Annotated in this window: 21 protein-coding genes; 18 read left to right on the top strand and 3 right to left on the bottom strand. The window is 73.5% G+C overall.

What is annotated here, in order from left to right; all coding sequences use genetic code 11:
- A partial coding sequence (locus tag ACFE60_RS04845) for a hypothetical protein (protein ID WP_375387710.1) occupies window positions 1-206 on the top strand: 206 nt, incomplete at its 5' end.
- 99 nt (window positions 207-305) lie between these two features.
- Here ACFE60_RS04845 and ACFE60_RS04840 read toward each other — a convergent pair.
- Window positions 306-1,322, bottom strand: coding sequence for a TIGR01777 family oxidoreductase (locus tag ACFE60_RS04840; protein WP_375387709.1), 1,017 nt, complete (start codon window positions 1,320-1,322; stop codon window positions 306-308).
- Between the two features lie 21 nt (window positions 1,323-1,343).
- Window positions 1,344-1,766, bottom strand: a complete 423-nt coding sequence (locus ACFE60_RS04835) for a TlpA family protein disulfide reductase (RefSeq protein WP_375387708.1) — start codon at window positions 1,764-1,766, stop codon at window positions 1,344-1,346.
- A 75-nt stretch (window positions 1,767-1,841) separates the two neighbouring features.
- On the opposite strand from ACFE60_RS04835, the gene thyX reads away from it, so the two are divergent.
- From thyX to ACFE60_RS04780, 11 genes are all read left to right on the top strand, one after another.
- Window positions 1,842-2,537 carry an FAD-dependent thymidylate synthase gene (gene thyX, locus ACFE60_RS04830; protein ID WP_375387712.1) on the top strand — a complete coding sequence of 232 codons (696 nt, stop codon included), beginning with the start codon at window positions 1,842-1,844 and terminating at the stop codon, window positions 2,535-2,537.
- 239 nt (window positions 2,538-2,776) lie between these two features.
- Complete coding sequence (dapA, locus tag ACFE60_RS04825) at window positions 2,777-3,745, top strand: 4-hydroxy-tetrahydrodipicolinate synthase (RefSeq protein WP_375387707.1); 969 nt, start codon at window positions 2,777-2,779, stop codon at window positions 3,743-3,745.
- The gene (locus ACFE60_RS04820; RefSeq protein ID WP_375387706.1) at window positions 3,745-5,421 is read left to right on the top strand and encodes a ribonuclease J; all 1,677 of its coding nucleotides are present in this window, start codon (window positions 3,745-3,747) and stop codon (window positions 5,419-5,421) included. Before dapA ends, ACFE60_RS04820 begins: the two co-directional genes overlap by 1 nt.
- Before the next feature lie 40 nt (window positions 5,422-5,461).
- Window positions 5,462-5,815 (top strand): ArsR/SmtB family transcription factor, encoded by a 354-nt coding sequence (locus ACFE60_RS04815; RefSeq protein WP_375387705.1) that lies wholly within the window; start codon window positions 5,462-5,464, stop codon window positions 5,813-5,815.
- Window positions 5,816-5,819: 4 nt separating this feature from the next.
- On the top strand, window positions 5,820-6,320 hold the full coding sequence (locus ACFE60_RS04810; protein ID WP_375387704.1) for an SRPBCC domain-containing protein: 501 nt from the start codon (window positions 5,820-5,822) through the stop codon (window positions 6,318-6,320).
- A 51-nt stretch (window positions 6,321-6,371) separates the two neighbouring features.
- Entirely contained in the window at window positions 6,372-6,860 is a 489-nt protein-coding gene (locus tag ACFE60_RS04805; RefSeq protein ID WP_375387703.1) for a GNAT family N-acetyltransferase, read from the top strand.
- 64 nt (window positions 6,861-6,924) lie between these two features.
- Complete coding sequence (locus ACFE60_RS04800; RefSeq protein ID WP_375387702.1) at window positions 6,925-9,807, top strand: DNA translocase FtsK; 2,883 nt, start codon at window positions 6,925-6,927, stop codon at window positions 9,805-9,807.
- Window positions 9,808-9,964: 157 nt separating this feature from the next.
- Complete coding sequence (pgsA, locus tag ACFE60_RS04795) at window positions 9,965-10,570, top strand: CDP-diacylglycerol--glycerol-3-phosphate 3-phosphatidyltransferase (protein ID WP_375387701.1); 606 nt, start codon at window positions 9,965-9,967, stop codon at window positions 10,568-10,570.
- Window positions 10,567-11,052: a CinA family protein gene (locus ACFE60_RS04790; protein WP_375387700.1), complete on the top strand. Its 486-nt coding sequence runs from the start codon at window positions 10,567-10,569 to the stop codon at window positions 11,050-11,052. The genes pgsA and ACFE60_RS04790 overlap by 4 nt, the downstream gene beginning before the upstream one ends.
- 153 nt (window positions 11,053-11,205) lie before the next feature.
- Window positions 11,206-11,544 carry a helix-turn-helix domain-containing protein gene (locus tag ACFE60_RS04785; RefSeq protein ID WP_375387699.1) on the top strand — a complete coding sequence of 113 codons (339 nt, stop codon included), beginning with the start codon at window positions 11,206-11,208 and terminating at the stop codon, window positions 11,542-11,544.
- A 16-nt stretch (window positions 11,545-11,560) separates the two neighbouring features.
- On the top strand, window positions 11,561-11,782 hold the full coding sequence (locus ACFE60_RS04780; RefSeq protein ID WP_375387698.1) for a DUF3046 domain-containing protein: 222 nt from the start codon (window positions 11,561-11,563) through the stop codon (window positions 11,780-11,782).
- A 9-nt stretch (window positions 11,783-11,791) separates the two neighbouring features.
- Here ACFE60_RS04780 and ACFE60_RS04775 read toward each other — a convergent pair whose 3' ends face one another.
- Complete coding sequence (locus ACFE60_RS04775) at window positions 11,792-12,712, bottom strand: cyclase family protein (protein WP_375387697.1); 921 nt, start codon at window positions 12,710-12,712, stop codon at window positions 11,792-11,794.
- Window positions 12,713-13,025: 313 nt separating this feature from the next.
- Here ACFE60_RS04775 and recA point away from each other — a divergent pair, with 313 nt between their 5' ends.
- The 6 genes from recA (at window position 13,026) to dapF (ending at window position 19,463) form a co-directional block, all read left to right on the top strand.
- The gene (recA, locus tag ACFE60_RS04770) at window positions 13,026-14,135 is read left to right on the top strand and encodes a recombinase RecA (protein WP_375387696.1); all 1,110 of its coding nucleotides are present in this window, start codon (window positions 13,026-13,028) and stop codon (window positions 14,133-14,135) included.
- A gap of 4 nt (window positions 14,136-14,139) precedes the next feature.
- Window positions 14,140-14,874, top strand: coding sequence for a regulatory protein RecX (locus ACFE60_RS04765; protein WP_375387695.1), 735 nt, complete (start codon window positions 14,140-14,142; stop codon window positions 14,872-14,874).
- Window positions 14,875-14,925: 51 nt separating this feature from the next.
- Complete coding sequence (gene miaB, locus ACFE60_RS04760; protein ID WP_375387694.1) at window positions 14,926-16,431, top strand: tRNA (N6-isopentenyl adenosine(37)-C2)-methylthiotransferase MiaB; 1,506 nt, start codon at window positions 14,926-14,928, stop codon at window positions 16,429-16,431.
- 5 nt (window positions 16,432-16,436) lie between these two features.
- Entirely contained in the window at window positions 16,437-17,348 is a 912-nt protein-coding gene (gene miaA, locus ACFE60_RS04755; RefSeq protein WP_375387693.1) for a tRNA (adenosine(37)-N6)-dimethylallyltransferase MiaA, read from the top strand.
- Between the two features lie 78 nt (window positions 17,349-17,426).
- Window positions 17,427-18,587, top strand: a complete 1,161-nt coding sequence (locus ACFE60_RS04750) for an MFS transporter (protein ID WP_375387692.1) — start codon at window positions 17,427-17,429, stop codon at window positions 18,585-18,587.
- 9 nt (window positions 18,588-18,596) lie between these two features.
- Entirely contained in the window at window positions 18,597-19,463 is an 867-nt protein-coding gene (dapF, locus tag ACFE60_RS04745) for a diaminopimelate epimerase (RefSeq protein WP_375387691.1), read from the top strand.
- Window positions 19,464-19,534: the final 71 nt, after the last annotated feature.

Here is a 19,534-nt window from a genome sequence, read left to right as displayed (position 1 = left end):
CTGACGATCTCGGACGGAAGCGGCTCGGCATGAGATCGGACCTCGTCGACCTGGTCGCGTCCGTCCCGGCGATGGACGCCCTCGGCGAGCGACATCGCACGGCGACGCTCGCGTGGCTGCGAGCCACGGACGACGTGCTGCGGCGCGAGCGGCCCGAGAGCGTCAGCAGGACGAACCGAGGGCGACAGCAGGACAGAACGGCTTGAGCAGGACGAACCGGGCCGTTCTCGCCTGCTGACGGCGTTCTGTCCTGCTCAAGCCCTCGCCGGAGCGCGGCCCCGGGACCCGGAGGCGGACGTGCGGGCTCAGGACTCGGAGCCGACCACCGCGTCGATCGCCTCGTCGCTGGTGCGGTGCCGGAAGACGAAGCCGTCCGCCTCCAGCTTCGCCGGCACGACGTGCTGGCTGGGTAGCAGCAGCTCGCGGCCCATCTCGCCCATGCCGACGCCGACGACCGCCTCCGGCAGTCGCAGCACGTGCGGGCGGTGCAGGTCGGCGGCCAGCCGGCGGGTGATCTCCTCGCTCGTCGCGGCCGTCGGGCCCACCAGGTTGACGGGCCCCTCGATCGCGCTCGTCAGCAGGTGCGCGATGGCGGCCGCCTCGTCGTGCAGCGAGATCCACGGCCAGTGCTGCGTGCCGTGGCCGACCGTGGAGCCGAGCCCGAAGCGGGTCGCGAGCGTCAGCGGCTGCATCGCGCCGCCGGCGGCTGCGAGCACGACCCCCGTCCGCAGCAGCACGGTGCGGGTCCGGGAGGGGGCGAGCAGCGCCGCCGCCTCCCACTCCACGCAGACGTCGGCGAGGAACCCCGTGCCGCGCGGCGACGCCTCGGTCAGCGTCTCGCCGGGCCGGTCCCCGTAGAAGCCCACCGCGGAGCCGGACAGGAACACGGGCGGCGGCGACGACGCCATCCCCATCGCCTCCACGAGCGCCTGCGTCGCCTTGATGCGCGACCGCAGGATCTGCTCCTTGTAGCGCGCCGTCCAGGGGATCCGGTTCAGGGAGGCGCCCGACAGGTTCACGACGGCGTCGACGCTCTCGAGCAGGCGGAAGTCGAGGATCTTCGCGTCGGGTGCCCAGCTGAACTCGTGCTCCGCCTTCGGGGGGCGCCGCACGAGGCGCTGCACGACGTGCCCGGCGGCGGTCAGCTGCTGCACCAGCTCCGTGCCGATGACCCCGGAGGCGCCCGCCACCAGGACCGTCAGGCGGCTGTCCTTCGCGATCGGCTTCCGCACGATCGGCTTCGGGACCGCCGCGGGCGGGGGGTGCGGCGCCCGGCGCTGGGCGGGCTTCGCCGACGGCACCGGGACCCGCTTCTGCGCCATGGTGCGAGGGTATCGGGCGGGTCAGTCGGCAGGCTGGTGGAGCGTCGCGAGCGCGCGGTGCAGCACGTCCTCGTCCGCAGCGCCCTTCACCCGGGCGAGCAGGCGCCGGTCGGGGTCGAGCACGAAGACGGTCGGGGTGCGGGTGACCGCGAAGGGTCCGGCGATGTCCCCGCGGACGGTCAGGTCCACCTCCGCGACCGCGATGCCCGGCCGATCGCCCGCGAGCGCCTGCAGCCGCTCGCGCACCGCCGCGGTCCTGCGGTCCTGCTGCGAGCCGAACAGCAGCAGCGTGCCGCTCGCCCCGAAGGCGGCGGCCGGCAGCGCGACCTGGCCCGGCTGCACGACCTCCAGCGAGCCGAGCCGCATCTGCCCGTCGCCCCGCCACCACACCCATCCGACGGCGCCAGCGGCGGCCGCCGCCACGGCGAGCACCAGGCCGATCACCCGACGAGCGTAGGTGTCCGCACCCGTCGATACGGTGGCGGCGTGACCGACGAAGAGCCGCAGTTCCGTTCCGCCATGACCGTCGAGCTGGTGCGCTCGGCCGCCCGGGACGCCGACGTCCTGTTCGCCGCCAGGGTGTCCACGATCGGCGAGCAGTCGCTGGGCGACGCGGCGACGGAGGACCTCGAGAAGCGCGACCGCGGCCTGATCAACTACCTGATGCGCGACCGGCACGGGTCGCCGTTCGAGCACAACTCCATGACCTTCTACGTCCAGGCGCCGATCTTCGTGTTCCGCGAGTTCATGCGGCACCGCATCGCCTCCTACAACGAGGAGTCGGGCCGCTACCGCGAGCTGCTGCCCGTGTTCTACGTGCCGGACGCGTCGCGGAACCTGATCCAGGTCGGCAAGCCCGGCGCGTACGAGTTCCTCCCCGGGTCGGCCGAGCAGCACGAGGCGGTCCAGCAAGCTGTCCGTGAGCAGTCGCTGTCCGCGTACGCCGCGTACCGCCGGATGCTCGGCGAGGGCGTCGCCCGCGAGGTGGCGCGGATCGTCCTGCCGCTCAACCTGTTCTCCTCGATGTACGTGACGATGAACGCCCGCAGCCTGATGAACTTCCTGTCGCTGCGCACGAAGCACCCCGAGGCCGCGGTGCCGTCCTTCCCGCAGCGCGAGATCGAGCTGGTGGCGGAGGCGATGGAGGCGCAGTGGGCCACCCTGATGCCGCACACCCACGCCGCGTTCACGAAGAACGGCCGCGTCGCCCCGTGACCATCCGCTGAGTCCGGCGGCGGGCCGCCGCCACGCGGTGCGGTGTGCCGTGCCGTCCGCAGGACGCCGTGCGGTGTGCAGGACGGGGCCGCCGGTCCCGTCCTGCACGCGGCACGCGGTCCTGCACGCGCAACGCGGCGAGCGCGCGAGCGGTGCGCGCGCGAGCCAGCGGAGCCGCAGCGCGCACGGCGGAGAGCGCCGGACGAGGCGTCCGGGTGCGCCGGGTAGGGTCGTCGTCCGTGCCCGAGAACCCCTTCGGCCAGGTGCTCGTCGCCCTGGTCACGCCGTTCACGGCGGACGGCGAGGTCGACTGGCCCGGCGTCGAGCGCCACATCGACTCGGTGATCAGCGCCGGTGCCGACGGCATCGTCGTCTCCGGGACCACCGGCGAGACGAGCACGCTGACCGACCCGGAGAAGCTGCGCCTGGTCGAGGTCGCCCGCGACGTCGCGGGCGGCCGCGCGAGGATCATCCAGGGCGGCGGCTCGAACGAGACCGCCCACGCGATCGAGCTGTACAAGAAGTCCGCGCACGCCGCGGACGGCGTGATGATCGTCACGCCCTACTACAACAAGCCGACGCAGGCCGGGCTGCTCACCCACTTCCGGATGGTCGCCGACGCGACGGACCTGCCGGTGATCCTCTACGACATCCCCGGCCGGACGGGCGTCCCGATCCGGTACGAGACGATCATCCGCGCCGCGAAGCACCCGAACATCGTCGCGGTGAAGGACGCCAAGGGCGACTTCAGCGAGGTCAGCCGGGTGCTGAACCAGACGGACCTGCTGTACTTCTCCGGCGACGACGCGAACGTGCTGCCGCACCTCGCGATCGGCGCCTCCGGCCTCATCGGGGTGACGGCGAACGTCGCCGCGGCCCCGTACCGGCGGATCGTCGACGCGGTGAACGCCGGCGATCTCGCGACCGCCACGGCGCAGCACCGGCTGCTCGAGCCGCTCGTGCGCGCCGTCATGACCCACGTGCCCGGCACCGTCGCCGCGAAGTACGTCCTGCACGGCCTCGGCCGTATCGGCAGCCCGCGCGTGCGGCTGCCGCTCGTCGGACCCGAGGAGGCCGAAGCCGCTGTGATCGAGGATGAGCTGGCACTGGTGCACGACGTGGCGGGAGCGGACTTCCGCAACTTCCGTCCCGACCGCAACGCGGCCGCCGGCGGCGCGCTGCCCAAGGTCGCCGGGACGACCCGCTGATGCGCGAGACGCTGCCCGAGCCCGGGCCGGTCGCCCGCGGCGCGCTGCGCATCCTGCCGCTCGGCGGCCTCGGGGAGGTCGGCCGCAACATGACCGTCTTCGAGATCGACGGCAAGCTGCTGATCGTCGACGTGGGCGTGCTGTTCCCGGAGACCGACCAGCCCGGCGTCGACCTGATCCTCCCCGACTTCTCGCCGATCCGGGAGCGCCTCGACGACGTCGTGGGCATCGTGCTGACGCACGGCCACGAGGACCACATCGGCGCGGTGCCCTACCTGCTGCGCCTGAAGCGGGACATCCCGATCCTCGGCTCGGCGCTGACGCTCGGGTTCATCGAGGCGAAGCTGCAGGAGCATCGCATCAAGCCCTACACCTTGACGGTGAAGGAGGGGCAGACCGAGCGGATGGGTCCGTTCGAGCTCGAGTTCGTCGCGGTGAACCACTCGATCCCGGACGCGCTCGCCGTCGCCATCCACACCTCCGCCGGCTCGGTGCTGCACACCGGCGACTTCAAGATGGACCAGCTGCCGCTCGACGACCGGCTGACCGACCTGCGCGCCTTCGCGCGCCTGGGGGAGCGGGGCATCGACCTGTTCCTCGCCGACTCGACGAACGCGGACGTGCCGGGCTTCACCCCGCTCGAGCGCTCCATCGGGCCGGTGCTCGACGACGTCATCCGGCGCGCGCCGCGTCGCGTCGTGGTCGCGAGCTTCTCCTCCCACGTCCACCGCGTGCAGCAGGTGCTGGACGCCGCGCACAAGAACGGGCGCAAGGTCGCGCTGCTCGGCCGCAGCATGGTGCGGAACATGGGCATCGCCGCGGACCTCGGCTACCTGAAGGTGCCGCAGGACGTCCTGGTCGACCTGAAGCAGGCGGCGAAGCTGCCCGACGACCGCATCGTCTACATGTCGACCGGCAGCCAGGGCGAGCCGATGGCCGTCCTGTCCCGGATGGCCAACCTGGAGCACTCGATCGAGATCGGCGAGGGCGATACCGTCATCCTCGCGTCGAGCCTCATCCCGGGCAACGAGAACTCGGTGTACCGCGTGATCAACGGCCTGACGAAGCTCGGTGCGAACGTCGTGCACAAGGGCAACGCGAAGGTCCACGTGTCCGGCCACGCGTCCGCGGGCGAGCTGATGTACGCCTACAACATCCTGAAGCCGAGGGGCGCCATGCCCGTCCACGGCGAGATCCGGCACCAGGTCGCGAACGCGCAGATCGCGAAGGACACGGGCGTGCCGGAGGACCGCGTGATCATCGCCGAGAACGGCACCGCGGTCGACCTCGTGCAGGGCGTGCCGAAGGTCGTGGGCCAGTACGACCTCGGCTTCGTCTACGTGGACGGGTCGAGCGTCGGCGAGATCACCGACGCGGACCTGAAGGACCGCAGGACGCTCGCGGAGGAGGGGTTCATCTCGATCTTCGCCGCGATCGACCCGGCGACCGGTCGCTGCGTCGTCGGCCCGGAGATCCACGCCCGCGGGTTCGCGGAGGACGACGAGGTGTTCGAGAAGGTGCGGCCGCAGATCGTCGACGCGCTGCTCGACGCCGGCCGCAACGGCACCTCCGATCTGCACGCCTACAGCCAGGTGGTGCGCCGGGTCGTCGGTCGCTGGGTGAGCACGAAGCACCGTCGGCGTCCGATGATCGTCCCGATCATCGTGGCCGCCTGAGGCTTGTGATCGGGGCGCCGCTGGAGTAATCTGCAACCAAATGGTTGTAGAGGCGGAACTTGGGCAGGCGGAGATCGACCGGATCTTCCATGCGCTCGCGGACGCCACCAGGCGGGACATCCTCGCCCGGGTGATCGACCGGGAGCAGTCCGTCTCCGCGCTGGCCCGGCCGTACGCGATGAGCCTCCCCGCCGTGCAGAAGCACGTCGCTGTGCTCGAGCAGGCCGGGCTGGTGTCGAAGCGCCGCAGCGGGAGGGAGCAGCAGGTGCGCGCCGAACCGGACCGAATCCGCGTCGCGCGGACGCTGCTCGACCGCTACGAGGCCCTCTGGCGGGCCCGCGTCGCGACCATGGACCGCCTCCTCGCGGAGGACCAGCCCAGCACGAAGGAGTGAGCGCATGCCCGTTCTCGACGTCGAGAAGGACCTCGACCAGCACACCTTGACCGTCACCGCCGAGTTCGCGGCTCCCGTCGAGCGCGTCTGGGCGCTCTACGCGGACCGCGAGCTGATCCAGCGGCACTGGGGGCCTCCGGGCTGGCCGGCGACGTTCGTCCGCCACGACTTCGTGCCGGGCGGCGGCTCGCACTACTACATGACCGGGCCGGACGGCGAGCAGCCCCACGGCGTCTGGCGCATCACGGAGGTCGACGAGCCCCGCTCGTTCGCGCTCGACGACGCGTTCGCGGACGCGGACGGCCACCCGGACGAGGAGACGGGCTGGTCGCACATGGCGGCCGCCCTCGAGCCGACGGCGGACGGCACCCGGGTCGTGTTCGTCACCACCTTCCAGTCCGGCGAGCAGCTGCAGCAGATGCTCGAGATGGGCATGGAGGAGGGGCTGAAGCAGGCGATGGGCCAGATCGACGGCATCCTCGCCGAGGACCCCGCCACCGTCTGAGGCGCTGCCGGGGGCCGCTACGCTGGCGGCCCCCGGCGGAAGGTGCACGGCATGGCGTACCGCGTGCGTCGCGCCGATGGCGCCGACGCCTCCTTCCTCGTCGAGATGGTCTGCGAGGCCGCCAACTGGCACCCGGACCGCGTGCGGCCGAAGACCGACCTGCTCGCCGACGCGGCCGTGATGCGCTACGCGAGGGGCTGGCGACGCCCGGCCGACGACGGCGTCGTCGCGGTGGAGGACAGCGGCGACCCGATCGGCGCCTGCTGGTTCCGGGTGCTGCCGCGGAACGAGCCCGGCCTCGGGTTCGTCGCGACCGGGGTGCCCGAGCTCGTGCTCGGCGTCCGCCCGATGCACCGCGCGCACGGCGTCGGCCGGGCGCTGCTCGTCGCCGCGTGCGACCTCGCGCGCGATGCCGGGCACCAGCGCATCAGCCTCAGCGTGGAGCGCGCCAACTTCGCCGGGCGCCTGTACCGGTCGGAGGGCTTCGTCGTCGCCGAGCGCGGCGCCGCCGCCGACACCATGGTCAAGGCGCTGCGCTAGACCCCCCGATCAGGGGGTGCCGTCCTGCCCGCCTCGGACGGGGGTCGCGCCTAGCCTCGACCGCATGGGTGCACCCAGGGGGAAGGACGCCGCCCGCGCGACGGTCGCACGGAGCGCGGGCACCACGACGCGCGCGCGAGCGGGCTCCGGCCGGTCGACGCCGCCCCGCGGCGGCGCGGGCAGCAGGACCAGGGCGGCCGCTCCTGCCGACCCCCAGGACACGATGGCCACCAAGGCGTACCTCGGCCTCGCGCACGTCGCCGGTAGCGCTGCGCGCACCTTCGGCCCGGAGACCCTGCAGAAGGAGCAGCGCCGCGACGGCGTGCCCTTCCTGCTCGTCCTCCTCGCCGTCATCGGCGGCGCGGTCGAGTGGTTCCTGCAGCGGAACGCCGTGGCGCACGCCGTGCACCTCTACACGTTCGGCGGGCTGTTCGGCCAGATCTCGGTCGGCCTCCCCGTGTTCATGGCCCTGCTCGCGCTCTGGCTGTTCCGGCACCCGGCGACCGTGCACGACAACGGCCGCATCGGCATCGGCTCCGCGATGCTCCTCGTCTCCTCCTCCGCACTCGCCCAGGTGATCGCCGACGGGCCCACGCCCGAGAAGGGCGTGGAGGCGCTCGCGGCCGGCGGCGGCGTGGCCGGCTGGCTGATCGTGACCCCGCTCACGGCTCTGGCGAAGGGCAGCGCTGCGCTGCCGACCGCGGTGGCCGTGCTCGTGCTCGTGCTCAGCGCCTTCGTGCTGACCAAGACGCCGCCGACCCGGCTGCCGCAGCGCCTCCGCGACCTGTACCGGTACCTGTTCGACGCCGGCCCGAAGGCGGACGCCGAGCCGGCCGGGAAGCCCGCCGAGACGCCGAGGCGCGGTCGCAAGGCCGCCGAGCCGGAGACGCCGGACGCCGTCGGCGACGACCTGCACGGCGCCGACCTGGCCGCGCTCGGCGTGGAGGAGACCGAGCTGCCCGCCCGCGGCGAGCGCAAGCGGTGGTGGCCGGGCAGCAAGGGCAAGCAGGCCGACCCGGTGCAGCCCGAGGTCGACCTCGACCGCGACCCGGCGTACGACAGCCCGCTCGTCGATCCGAGCCTCACCGGCGCAGCCACGACCGGCGGCTCCCCGGTCGGAGCCCCCGAGACGGGGTTCGTCCCAGAGCCGGAGGGCGGGGCGCCGGCGGCCGACGACCCCTCCGACGACGAGGACGACTTCGCGTTCCTGTCGCTGGAGGAGATGCTGGCGGGCAGGACGGAGGCGCCCCGCACCGCCCCGGTCCGGCACGTCCCCGTGCAGGAGGAGCCCGCCGCGTCCCCCGCGCCCGAGGCCGAGGCCGGCACGACGCAGGAGGCGGAGCCCGGCGGGTTCCGCCCGCAGGCGCCCGCGGGCGCATACCGCCTGCCTCCCGAGCACGTGCTCGCGGCCGGCTCCGTCCCGAAGGCCAAGACGGAGGCCAACGAGCGCATCAAGGCGGCGCTGCAGGGCGTGCTCGACGAGTTCAAGGTCGACGCGAGGGCGACGGACTACATGCGCGGCCCGACCGTCACGCGGTACGAGGTCGAGCTCGGTCCCGGCGTGAAGGTCGAGAAGGTGACCGCGCTCGCCAAGAACCTCTCGTACGCCGTCGCCTCGAACGAGGTGCGCATCCTGTCCCCGATCCCGGGCAAGAGCGCGATCGGCGTCGAGATCCCGAACGAGGACAAGGAGATCGTCAGCCTCGGCGACATCCTCCGCTCGCCCGCTGCGCGCAAGTCCCCGCACCCGATGACGATCGGCGTCGGCAAGGACGTCGAGGGCGGCCACGTCGTCGCGAACCTCGCGAAGATGCCCCACCTGCTCGTCGCGGGCGCGACCGGCGCGGGCAAGTCGTCGTTCGTGAACTCGATGATCACGAGCCTGCTGATGCGGGCGACGCCGTCCGAGGTGCGCATGGTGATGGTCGACCCGAAGCGGGTCGAGCTGACCGCGTACGAGGGCGTCCCGCACCTCATCACCCCCATCATCACGAACCCGAAGAAGGCGGCGGAGGCGCTGCAGTGGGTCGTGAAGGAGATGGACATGCGGTACGACGACCTCTCGTCGTTCGGCTTCCGGCACATCGACGACTTCAACCGGGCGATCGCGAACGGCGAGATCAAGCTGCCGCCGGACTCGAAGCGCAAGCTGTCGAAGTACCCCTATCTGCTCGTGGTGGTGGACGAGCTGGCGGACCTGATGATGGTCGCCCCGCGCGACGTCGAGGACTCGATCGTCCGCATCACCCAGCTGGCCCGGGCCGCCGGCATCCACCTGGTGCTCGCGACGCAGCGGCCGTCGGTCGACGTCGTCACCGGCCTGATCAAGGCCAACGTGCCGAGCCGGCTCGCCTTCGCCGTCAGCTCCGCGACGGACAGCCGCGTGATCCTCGACAAGGTGGGTGCCGACAAGCTGCTCGGGCAGGGCGACGGGCTGTTCCTGCCGATGGGCTCCGCGAACCCGATGCGCATCCAGGGCGCGTGGGTCACCGAGGCCGAGATCGCCAAGGTCGTGCAGCACGTCAAGAACCAGGCGCAGCCCGACTACCGCGAGGACGTCGCGGAGGTCGTGCCGACGAAGGAGATCGACGGGGACATCGGCGACGACCTCGAGCTGCTGCTCGCCGCGGTCGAGCAGGTCGTCACGACGCAGTTCGGCTCGACGTCCATGCTGCAGCGCAAGCTGCGCGTCGGCTTCGCCAAGGCCGGCCGGCTGATGGACCTGATGGAGTCGCGCAAGATCGTCGGTCCCTCCGAGGGGTCGAAGGCGCGCGACGTCCTGGTCCCGGGCGACCAGCTCGCCGAGACGCTCGCGTCGATCCGCGGCATGCCGGGCAACGGCGCCTCCGCGGGCGGCGGCGGCAAGGTGGCGCTCGACTACTTCGACGACGACACGCCTCCCGGCGAGGACTCCGAGGACGCCTGGAGCCTGACCGACCGCGCCTGAGGACCTTCGGGCGGGCGCCGGACCGACGTCGGTCGCTCCGGGGGCCGTCGGCGACTCGAGGGGCCGTCCGCCCGCCCCCTTCTGTCGCGCAGGGCCCCCGGAGCGGCGGATCGACGGTTCAGGAGCGGATCGAAGCCTCCGGCCCTACTGTCGAGGCATGAGCAGCACGGGGGCGATGAAGCCGCGGATGCTCCGCGCGGGCGACGGGCCGGTCAGCACGTGGAGCGTGCCGAACCTGATCTCGATCCTGCGGATCGTGCTCGTGCCCGTCTTCGTCGGGGTGCTGCTCGCCGGCGCGGACGGCGGCGCGCTGCGGTGGGCCGCGACCGCGCTGTTCGTCGTCGCCATCTCGACCGACAGCCTCGACGGCCACCTCGCCCGCAGCCGCAACCTGGTCACCGACCTCGGCAAGATCCTGGACCCGATCGCGGACAAGGCGCTGACCGGCGCTGCGCTCGTCGTGCTGTCGGTGCTCGCCGAGCTGCCGTGGTGGGTGACGATCCCGATCCTCGTCCGCGAGGTCGGCATCACGGTCTGGCGGTTCGCCGTGCTCTCGAAGCGGGTGGTGCCCGCGTCGAAGGGCGGCAAGACCAAGACCGTGCTGCAGTCGATCGCGATCACCCTCGCGCTGGCGCCGTTCCCGGCGCTGCTCGGCGGCTGGGTGGACTGGGTGAACACCCTGTTCATGGCCGCCGCCTTCGTCGTCACGATCGTGACGGGCGTCCAGTACCTGATCGACGACCGCCGGCTCAACCGGGCGTGAGCGCCGCGGCGGTGCTCGATCTGCTCCGGTCGGAGGGGCGCACGCTCGCGGTCGCGGAGTCGCTGACCGGCGGCCTGCTGGCCGACGCGTTCGTCCGGGTCCCCGGCGCCTCCGCGGTGCTGCTCGGCGCCGTGGTCGCGTACGCGACGCCCGTGAAGCACTCGCTGCTGGGCGTCGACGAGCGGCTGCTCGACCGCGAGGGGGCGGTCCACCCGGAGGTGGCGAGGCAGATGGCCGCTGGAGCGCGCCACGCCGTCGCGGTGGCGGGCCGACCCGCGGACGTCGGCGTCGCCACCACCGGCGTCGCCGGTCCGGAGGGGCAGGACGGCACGGCGCCCGGCACGGTCTGGGTGGGGGTCGCGGTGGGGGAGCGGCTCGTCGCGCGCGGCGCCACCCTGCCTGGCGACCGCGCCGAGGTGCGCGCCGGCGCCGTGCTGCTCGCGCTCGACACCCTGCTCGACGTCCTCCGGCAGCCGGAATAGGCGACGTTTCGATCCCGTTACTTCTGGCACGGCGGACGCGGCATGTCGCGGGTCGGCCGTACCGTTGGGGCAGGACCATCGGGGTACAGTGGCCGTCCGCTTCCCCGGGGGCTCCGAACCACGGGTCACGACGCATCGCGAGAAGGAGGGGACATGGTTCTCGTACGACAGGAGCTCGGGGACGTGCTGCGCGACTTCCGCCTGCAGAAGGGCCGCACCCTCCGCCAGGTCGCCAGCAAGGCGTCCGTCGCCCTCGGCTACCTCTCCGAGGTCGAGCGCGGGCAGAAGGAGGCGTCGAGCGAGATCCTCGCCTCCGTCGCCGACGCGCTCGACACACCCGTCTCGGTCATCATGCGCGAGGTCGGCGACCGGCTCGCGGTGCTGGAGGGCCTCGACGTGCCCGACGCGCTGCCCGCCGACTTCGAGCGCTACGTCCGCGGCGACGGCTCGGTCGCCGACGGCGTCCGCCGGTCCGATCTGGTGGCGCACTGACCCGCAGGCGCCGGCCGTGAAGGTCAGCGAGTTCCGCCGAGCGGTCGACGAGGAGTTCGGCGAGGTCCTCGGCCGGATGCTGGTGCAGGAGCAGGCGCTCGACGCCGTCGGAAGCAGGACCGCCGCCCAGGCGCTCGCCGCGGGCGTGCCGACCGCGGACGTCTGGCGCGCCCTCTGCGCCGCGAACCAGGTGCCGCCGGAGCGCTGGCACGGCCGGGGGAGGCCCGTCCGCGGCTGACCGCGGCGGTCAGGCGCCGACGGGCACCGTGGCGTGCGCCCGCACCGGGAAGGTCCCGAAGCCCGAGATCGCCGGCGGCGCCGCGGTGAACCGCGCTCCGCGAGCGGGCAGCCCGCCGAGCCCGGTCAGGTGCTCGACGACGTGCACGCCCGCGGCCAGCAGCACGGAGTGCGCCGGCCGGGTGTCGCCCGACTCGACGTCGTCGATGTTGACCGAGTCGATCCCGACGAGACCGGCGCCGGCCTCCACCAGGAAGCGGGCGCCCTCCTCGGTCAGGAAGGGCGCGCCGACGCCGTAGTCCGGCCGCCCGAAGCGGGTGTCCCAGCCGGTGTGCAGCAGCACCGCGACCCCGCCGAGGTCGCGGTCGGCGAGCGTGTCCGCCCGGATGCCACGACGTGCCGCGCTCCACGCGTCGGTCAGGTGGAACACCTCCGCGGGCCGGTCGACGAGGGTGGCGAGGTCGAGCCCGGCCAGGTCCGGACCGTCGGCGTAGCGGTGGAAGGGTGCGTCCAGGTAGGTGCCCGTGTTGTCGATCATCGTGACGAGGTCCATCGCGAACTCGGTGCCCGGCGCGTACCGGGCGCGGGAGTCGTCGCGCGTCAGGTACGGCGTGATCACCGGACCGGGCAGCCCCGGGTAGGTCGTCATGCCCGCCGTGATCCGGTGGCTCAGGTCGACGACCCGCCGGTCGCCGCCGGTGAGGGGTGCGACGGCCCCGCGGCTGCCGCGGTGCTGCTCCTCGACGATCCGCAGCCGCCGGATCTCGACCGACCCCACCAGTGCGAGACCGAGGTGATGCACGAGGAGGCGGCCGATCGTCGACTCGTCGGCCGCGGACGACGGCAGATCGAGCCGGAAGCCGTCGCCGCGCAGCTCGCCGCCGTCGGCGAAGGCGATCGTGAAGTCGAAGTGGGCTCGGTGGTCCGTCACCGGCCCAGCCTCACAGATCGCGTCCCGGCCGGCGAGCGTCCCGGTTCGAAGACGAATCACACGGATGTGGTTCGACCGCGGCGTGTCGCTCGAACTCCTGTTCGAGCGCCGATACGCTCCTCCCCAGGTGCTCCCGAACCGCTGACGCCGGCGTCCGGAGGCCCGCCGGCACCCGCTGTCGGAGGGCCTTCGTACAGTCGGTCCCAGACAGGCGGAGTGCCGCCAGCCCTGTCGATCCCTCATCGGGACGACAGCCGATGGGCAGCCGAGCCTCCCGGGACACCGGGGGCGGAACAACAACGGGAGACCTTCCATGCCATCCATCACCGACCGCGAGAAGGCCCTCGAGACCGCCCTCGCCCAGATCGACCGCCAGTTCGGCAAGGGCTCGGTCATGCGCCTCGGCAGCGACGAGCGCGCGCCCGTCGAGGTCATCCCGACCGGCTCGATCGCGCTCGACGTCGCGCTCGGCATCGGGGGCCTGCCCCGCGGTCGCATCGTCGAGATCTACGGCCCGGAGTCGTCGGGCAAGACGACGCTGACGCTGCACGCGATCGCGAACGCGCAGAAGGCCGGCGGCATCGCCGCGTTCATCGACGCGGAGCACGCCCTCGACCCGGAGTACGCGAGGAAGCTCGGCGTCGACATCGACGCGATGCTCGTCTCCCAGCCCGACACCGGCGAGCAGGCCCTCGAGATCGCGGACATGCTGATCCGGTCCGGCTCGATCGACCTGATCGTGATCGACTCCGTCGCGGCGCTCGTGCCGAAGGCCGAGATCGAGGGCGAGATGGGCGACAGCCACGTCGGTCTGCAGGCGCGCCTCATGTCGCAGGCCCTCCGCAAGCTGACCGGCGGCCTGAACCAGACGAAGACCACCGCGATCTTCATCAACCAGCTGCGCGAGAAGATCGGCGTGTTCTTCGGCAGCCCCGAGACGACCGCCGGCGGCAAGGCGCTGAAGTTCTACGCGTCGGTCCGGCTCGACATCCGCCGCATCGAGACGCTGAAGGACGGTACCGACGCGGTCGGCAACCGCACCCGCGTCAAGGTGGTCAAGAACAAGATGGCGCCGCCGTTCAAGCAGGCCGAGTTCGACATCCTCTACGGCGTCGGCATCTCCCGGGAGGGCAGCCTCATCGACTTCGGCGTCGAGCACGCCATCGTGAAGAAGTCGGGAGCCTGGTACACGTACGAGGGCGACCAGCTCGGCCAGGGCAAGGAGAAGGCCCGCGACTTCCTGCTGAAGAACACGGAGATCGCGAACGAGATCGAGCAGAAGATCCTGAAGAAGCTCGGGGTCGGCGCCTACAAGCAGCAGAACGCCGACGAGGCGGCCGCAGCGGCGGTCGCGAACCCGGCGGGTGCCCCGGTCGAGTCGATCCAGGGCCGCGTCCCGGTCGCCCGCAAGGTGGGTGCCTGACCCGATGGGCGAGCTGCTGAGGTTCCCGGACCGAAGCGCGGCAACGGAGGGGGTCGAGCAGCGCTCGGCCCCCTCCCGCCGCGCGGCCGCCGCGCGTCATCCCGCCGCGCAGCAGACGCTCGACGACATCGAGCGCGTCGCCGGGCCGGACGCCCGCCGGCGCGCCGAGCAGGCGCTGCCGCCCGCTGCCGCAGACGAGCCCGCCTGGGCGGTGCCCGGCGTCGACGACGTCGCGCCCGCGCCGATCGCGGCCGAGCCGACCGGGGCGTCGAAGCGGGCGGCGAACGTGGCCCTCGCCGCGCTCACCCGGCACGACGCCTCCGAAGGCGAGATCCGCGCGAAGCTCGTCGCGAAGGGGCTCGAGGAGCCCGACGTCGAAGCGGAGCTCGACCGCCTCCGCGGTGTCGGCCTGATCGACGACGCCGCGTTCGCGATCCGGCTCGTCGAGCGGCTCCGCGAGCGGAAGGGCCTGGGCGACCAGGCGATCCGGTCGACGCTCCGCGGCCGGCTCGTGCCGCAGGGTGTCATCGACGCGGTGCTCGTGGACCAGGCCGAGGACGAGGAGGCCGCGGAGGCGCGCCTCCAGGAGGTCGCCGACGACCGAGCCCGCAGGCTCGGCTCGCTGCCCTACGCCGTCGCCGAGCGCCGCCTGACGGCCTACCTGATGCGCAAGGGCTACTCCGGCTCCTCGGTCCGCGCCGCGACGCGCGCGGCGCTCGACGGCGCAGGCATCCGCTAGGCCCGAGCGGCGGGTGCGGAGGAGCGGCCCGCCGGTTCCTACACTGCTCAGGTGACCGCGACCGACCTCCTCGAGCAGCCGGTGCGCACCTACGAGGTGCGGACCTACGGCTGCCAGATGAACGTCCACGACTCGGAGCGCCTGGCCGGGTCGCTCGAGGCCGCCGGCTACATCGCGGCGACCAGCGGCGAGCAGGCCGACGTGGTCGTCCTCAACACCTGCGCGGTGCGCGAGAACGCCGACAACCGCCTCTACGGCAACCTCGGGCACCTCGCCAAGGTGAAGCGCGAGCACGACGGCTTCCAGATCGCGGTCGGCGGCTGCCTGGCGCAGAAGGACCGCGCGGCGATCATCGAGAAGGCGCCCTGGGTCGACGTCGTCTTCGGCACCCACAACGTCGGTGCGCTGCCGCGCCTCCTCGAGCGCGCACGGCACAACCACGAGGCGCAGGTCGAGATCCTCGAGTCCCTCGAGGTCTTCCCGTCGACGCTGCCGACGAAGCGCGAGTCCACCTACAGCGGCTGGGTCTCGATCGCGGTCGGCTGCAACAACACCTGCACGTTCTGCATCGTGCCGTCGCTGCGCGGCAGGGAGCAGGACCGCAGGCCGGGCGACGTGCTGGGCGAGATCCGCGCCCTCGTCGACGACGGCGCCATCGAGGTCACCCTGCTCGGCCAGAACGTCAACACCTACGGCGTGCAGTTCGGCGACCGGCGGGCGTTCGGCAAGCTGCTGCGGGCGACCGGGGACATCGACGGCCTGCGGCGCGTGCGCTTCACCAGCCCGCACCCCGCGGCGTTCACCGACGACGTGATCGACGCGATGGCGGACACCGCCGTCGTGATGCCGCAGCTGCACATGCCGCTGCAGTCGGGCAGCGACCGGATTCTGAAGGCGATGCGCCGCTCCTACCGGTCGGACCGGTACCTGCGGATCCTCGACACGGTGCGGGAGCGCATCCCGCACGCGGCGATCACGACCGACATCATCGTGGGCTTCCCCGGCGAGACGGACGAGGACTTCGAGGACACGATGCGCGTCGTCGAGCGGTCGCGGTTCGCCTCCGCCTTCACGTTCCAGTACTCGATCCGTCCGGGCACCCCCGCGGCGACGATGCCCGACCAGGTGCCGAAGCGCGTCGTGCAGGAGCGCTACGAGCGGCTGATCGCGCTGCAGGAGCAGCTGTCCTGGGCGGGGAACCGCGACCTGGTCGGCGCGGAGGTGGAGGTGCTCGTCGGCACCGGCGAGGGGCGGAAGGACGGCGCGACGCACCGGCTCTCCGGCCGGGCCGCGGACAACCGGCTCGTGCACGTGGGCCTGCCCGACGGCGTCGCGCGGCCCCGGCCCGGCGACCTGGTGACCGTGCGGGTGACCGGTGCCGCACCCGCCTACCTCGTCGCCGACGTGGCGCCCGGCTCCGTGCCCCTCGTGGAGCGCACCCGGGCCGGCGACGCCTGGGACGTCGTGGAGGCTGCGTCCTGCGCCGTGCCCGCGCCCGCCGGCGGACCGCGCGCGATCCCGCTCGGGCTGCCAGGACTGCGCCCGGTCGCCGGCTGAGCGCCGTGCTCGTCGTCCTGTCCGGCGCGACCGGCACGGGGAAGACCGGCCTGTCGCTCGACCTCGCGGAGGCCCTGGCCGCCGCGGGCGGCCGAGCCGAGATCGTGAACGCCGACTCGATGCAGCTGTACCGCGGCATGGACGTCGGCACGGCCAAGCTGCCGCCGGCCGAGCGACGCGGGATCCCGCACCACGCCTTCGACCTGTGGGCGGTGACGGAGGCGGCGAGCGTCGCCGCCTACCGGGACGCGGCGCGCGCGGCGATCGCCGACATCGAGTCGCGGGGCGTGACGCCGATCCTCGTCGGCGGGTCCGGCCTGTACGTCGAGTCGGTGCTGCGGGAGCTCGAGTTCCCGGCCACCGACGCCGACCTGCGAGCCGACCTCGAGCGGCAGGGGGAGTCGATGGGCTCCGACGCGCTGTGGCGCCGCCTCGCGGAGGAGGACCCGGTCGCCGCGAGCCGGATCCACTCCGCGAACCTGCGGAAGGTCGTCCGCGCGCTCGAGGTCGTGACGCTGACCGGCAAGCCGTTCGCCGCCTCCCTGCCGGACACCGCGCCCCTCTGGCGGCCCGCGCTGCGCTTCACCGTCGACGTGCCGAACGAGCCGCTCGCCGAGCGGCTCGCCGACCGCGCCCGGCGGATGTGGTGGGAGCAGGGGCTGCTCGAGGAGGTGCGGCAGCTGCTGCCGCTCGGCCTCGCGGACGGGCCGACCGCCTCCCGCGCGATCGGCTACGCCCAGGCGATGGCCGTGCTGAGCGGCACGATGACCGAGGAGGAGGGGCTCGCGGAGACGATCCGCCTCACGTGGCGGGTCGTCCGGCGCCAGCGCGCCTGGTTCGGCCGGGACGAGGAGGCGACCGTGCTGGACGGACTCGCCGACGACGGTCCCGCCCGCGTCCTCGCCGCGCTGGCGTAGTCTTGGAGCAGGTCGCCGAGCGGCCTCCTGAGGAAGCAGTCTCTTCCGGGTGGGCGGGTCTCTCGAAGGACCTCCCGCATGCGCTCGTACGGCCGTCTCCTCCGCCGGCGCTCCACGTCGGTCTCGCTGATCGCCTCCCTGCTGAGCGCGATCCCCGTCGGCATGTGGCCGCTCGCGATCGTGCTCGGCGCGCTCGCGCACGGCGGCGGCGCCGCAGCGGCCGGGGTGCTGGCCGCCGTGTTCGGCGCCGGGAACGCGCTCGGGATCCTCACGCAGGGCGCCCTGCTGCTGCGCCTCCGACCGACGCCGCTGCTGCTCGTCTCGGCGCTGCTCGCCCTGCCCGCCGCGCTGCTGCTGCAGGCGGGCACCGGACCGCTGGCCGTCGGCGGCGCGCTGCTCGCGGGCGCGAGCATCCCGGCGATCACCCCCGCGGTCCGCGGCTGGTTCGCCGGGTCGCTCGGGCAGGACGAGCGGCCGGGGGCCTACGCGCTCGTGAACGTGCTGTTCCAGGCGGGCGTCGCGCTCGGTCCGATCGCTGCGGCGGCCCTCGCCGCCGCGGGCGCCATCGCGGCCGCACCGCCGCTCGCCGCCGGCTGCGGGCTCGCCGCGGTCGCGCTGCTCGCGTCGGCCCGGGTCGGCCGTCCGGCGCGGACCGCGCGGTCGGCAGCGGCCGGACGCCGCGCCGGGTCGGCGCGCGGCGTCGCGGCGCTGCTGGGCGTCGCCGCCGCGGGCGGGATCGGCATCGGCACGCTGCAGGTGCTGGTCCCCGTCCGCTCGGGCGCGGGCGTGTCCGGCGCCGCCTTCGCCGCGCTCGCCCTCGCGGAGGTGGCGGCCGCCGTCGTCCTCGGCGGGCGCGTCCGCGCGCGGCACGCCTCCCTCCTGCTCGGCCTGGGCGCCGCGGGCATGGCGGCGGTCTACCTGGTCCTCGGTGCCGGGCTCGCGGCGGTGCCGGCGGCGATCGGCATCGGCCTGGCCACCGCGGCGCAGTCGCTCGGGTCCGCGCTGACGCTCGACCGGTTCATCGCGCCCGCCCGCGTGCCGGCGGTCTTCGGCGTGCAGATCGCGGTGCTGCTCGTCGGCACCTCGGCGGGAGCGCTGCTCGCCGGCGCCCTGCCGGGCGCCGCCTTCGCGATCGTCGCGGGACTGCTCGCGATCAGCTCGGCGCTGGCCCTCCTGCTCCTCCGGGACGGCACGGCACGGCTGTCGCGGCCGGGCGGGCTGCCGAGCGCCGCTCGGTAGGCTCGGATCATGCCCGAGCTGCGCTTCACGAAGGGGCACGGCACCGGCAACGACTTCGTGCTGGTGGCCGATCCGGACGGCGACCTCGCGCTGCGCCCCAGCGATGTCGCCCGGCTCTGCGACCGGCACACCGGGATCGGGGCGGACGGGCTGCTGCGGGCGGTGCGGAACGGCGTCGACGCCGCGGCGACCTCCCCGGAGGCGGACGTCGACTGGTTCATGGACTACCGCAACGCGGACGGCTCGGTCGCGGAGATGTGCGGCAACGGGATCCGGGTGTTCACCGCGTTCCTGCTCGCCGAGGGGCTGGTCGAGCTGCCGGCGGGCGGCTCGATCGCGATCGGCACCCGCGGCGGCGTGATGACCGTGCAGCGCACGGCGACGGGCTTCGCGGTCGACCTCGGGCGCTGGACGCTCGGCGGCGACGACGTGTCGGTGAGGATCGCGGGCGTCGACGTGGTGCGGCCCGGGCTGTCGATCGACGTGCCGAACCCGCACGTCGTGGTCGCGCTCGCCGACGACGCCGAGCTCGCCAGCGCGGACCTGTCGTCGCCTCCCGTGCTGGATCCGCCGCCGCTCGCCGGCGCGAACGTGGAGCTCGTGCGGCCGGAGGACCCGCTGGTCGACGACGGCATCGCTCGCATCCGGATGCGGGTGCACGAGCGGGGCAGCGGCGAGACGCTGTCCTGCGGCACCGGTGCCGTCGCGGCCGCCCTGGCGACCCGGTACTGGGCGGGCAGCGGCGCGCCGGACGACTGGCGCGTGACCGTGCCGGGCGGCGTGCTCGGCGTGCGGATGTTCGCGGCGGAGGACGGCGAGCACGTCGCCCTCTCCGGCCCAGCCGAGCTCGTCTACTCGGGCGTCACCGAGATCTGACGCCGTTCGCGGATCCGGGTCCCTTGCGCGGGTCCGGATGCACGGGGCGACACGCCGTCCCGGAGAACCTG

The organism is uncultured Amnibacterium sp. (assembly GCF_964245895.1).
Classification (GTDB): domain Bacteria; phylum Actinomycetota; class Actinomycetes; order Actinomycetales; family Microbacteriaceae; genus Amnibacterium.
This window is presented reverse-complemented; position numbering and strand designations above follow the sequence as displayed.

What these genes read in the sequence shown, in the direction of transcription:
- ACFE60_RS04840 (WP_375387709.1), bottom strand. Translation starts at nt 1,322, where the DNA reads ATGGCGCAGAAGCGGGTCCCGGTGCCGTCGGCGAAGCCCGCCCAGCGC.
- thyX (WP_375387712.1), top strand. Translation starts at nt 1,842, where the DNA reads ATGACCGTCGAGCTGGTGCGCTCGGCCGCCCGGGACGCCGACGTCCTG.
- ACFE60_RS04820 (WP_375387706.1), top strand. Translation starts at nt 3,745, where the DNA reads ATGCGCGAGACGCTGCCCGAGCCCGGGCCGGTCGCCCGCGGCGCGCTG.
- ACFE60_RS04815 (WP_375387705.1), top strand. Translation starts at nt 5,462, where the DNA reads ATGGTTGTAGAGGCGGAACTTGGGCAGGCGGAGATCGACCGGATCTTC.
- ACFE60_RS04810 (WP_375387704.1), top strand. Translation starts at nt 5,820, where the DNA reads ATGCCCGTTCTCGACGTCGAGAAGGACCTCGACCAGCACACCTTGACC.
- ACFE60_RS04805 (WP_375387703.1), top strand. Translation starts at nt 6,372, where the DNA reads ATGGCGTACCGCGTGCGTCGCGCCGATGGCGCCGACGCCTCCTTCCTC.
- ACFE60_RS04800 (WP_375387702.1), top strand. Translation starts at nt 6,925, where the DNA reads ATGGGTGCACCCAGGGGGAAGGACGCCGCCCGCGCGACGGTCGCACGG.
- pgsA (WP_375387701.1), top strand. Translation starts at nt 9,965, where the DNA reads ATGAGCAGCACGGGGGCGATGAAGCCGCGGATGCTCCGCGCGGGCGAC.
- ACFE60_RS04785 (WP_375387699.1), top strand. Translation starts at nt 11,206, where the DNA reads ATGGTTCTCGTACGACAGGAGCTCGGGGACGTGCTGCGCGACTTCCGC.
- recA (WP_375387696.1), top strand. Translation starts at nt 13,026, where the DNA reads ATGCCATCCATCACCGACCGCGAGAAGGCCCTCGAGACCGCCCTCGCC.
- ACFE60_RS04765 (WP_375387695.1), top strand. Translation starts at nt 14,140, where the DNA reads ATGGGCGAGCTGCTGAGGTTCCCGGACCGAAGCGCGGCAACGGAGGGG.
- ACFE60_RS04750 (WP_375387692.1), top strand. Translation starts at nt 17,427, where the DNA reads ATGCGCTCGTACGGCCGTCTCCTCCGCCGGCGCTCCACGTCGGTCTCG.
- dapF (WP_375387691.1), top strand. Translation starts at nt 18,597, where the DNA reads ATGCCCGAGCTGCGCTTCACGAAGGGGCACGGCACCGGCAACGACTTC.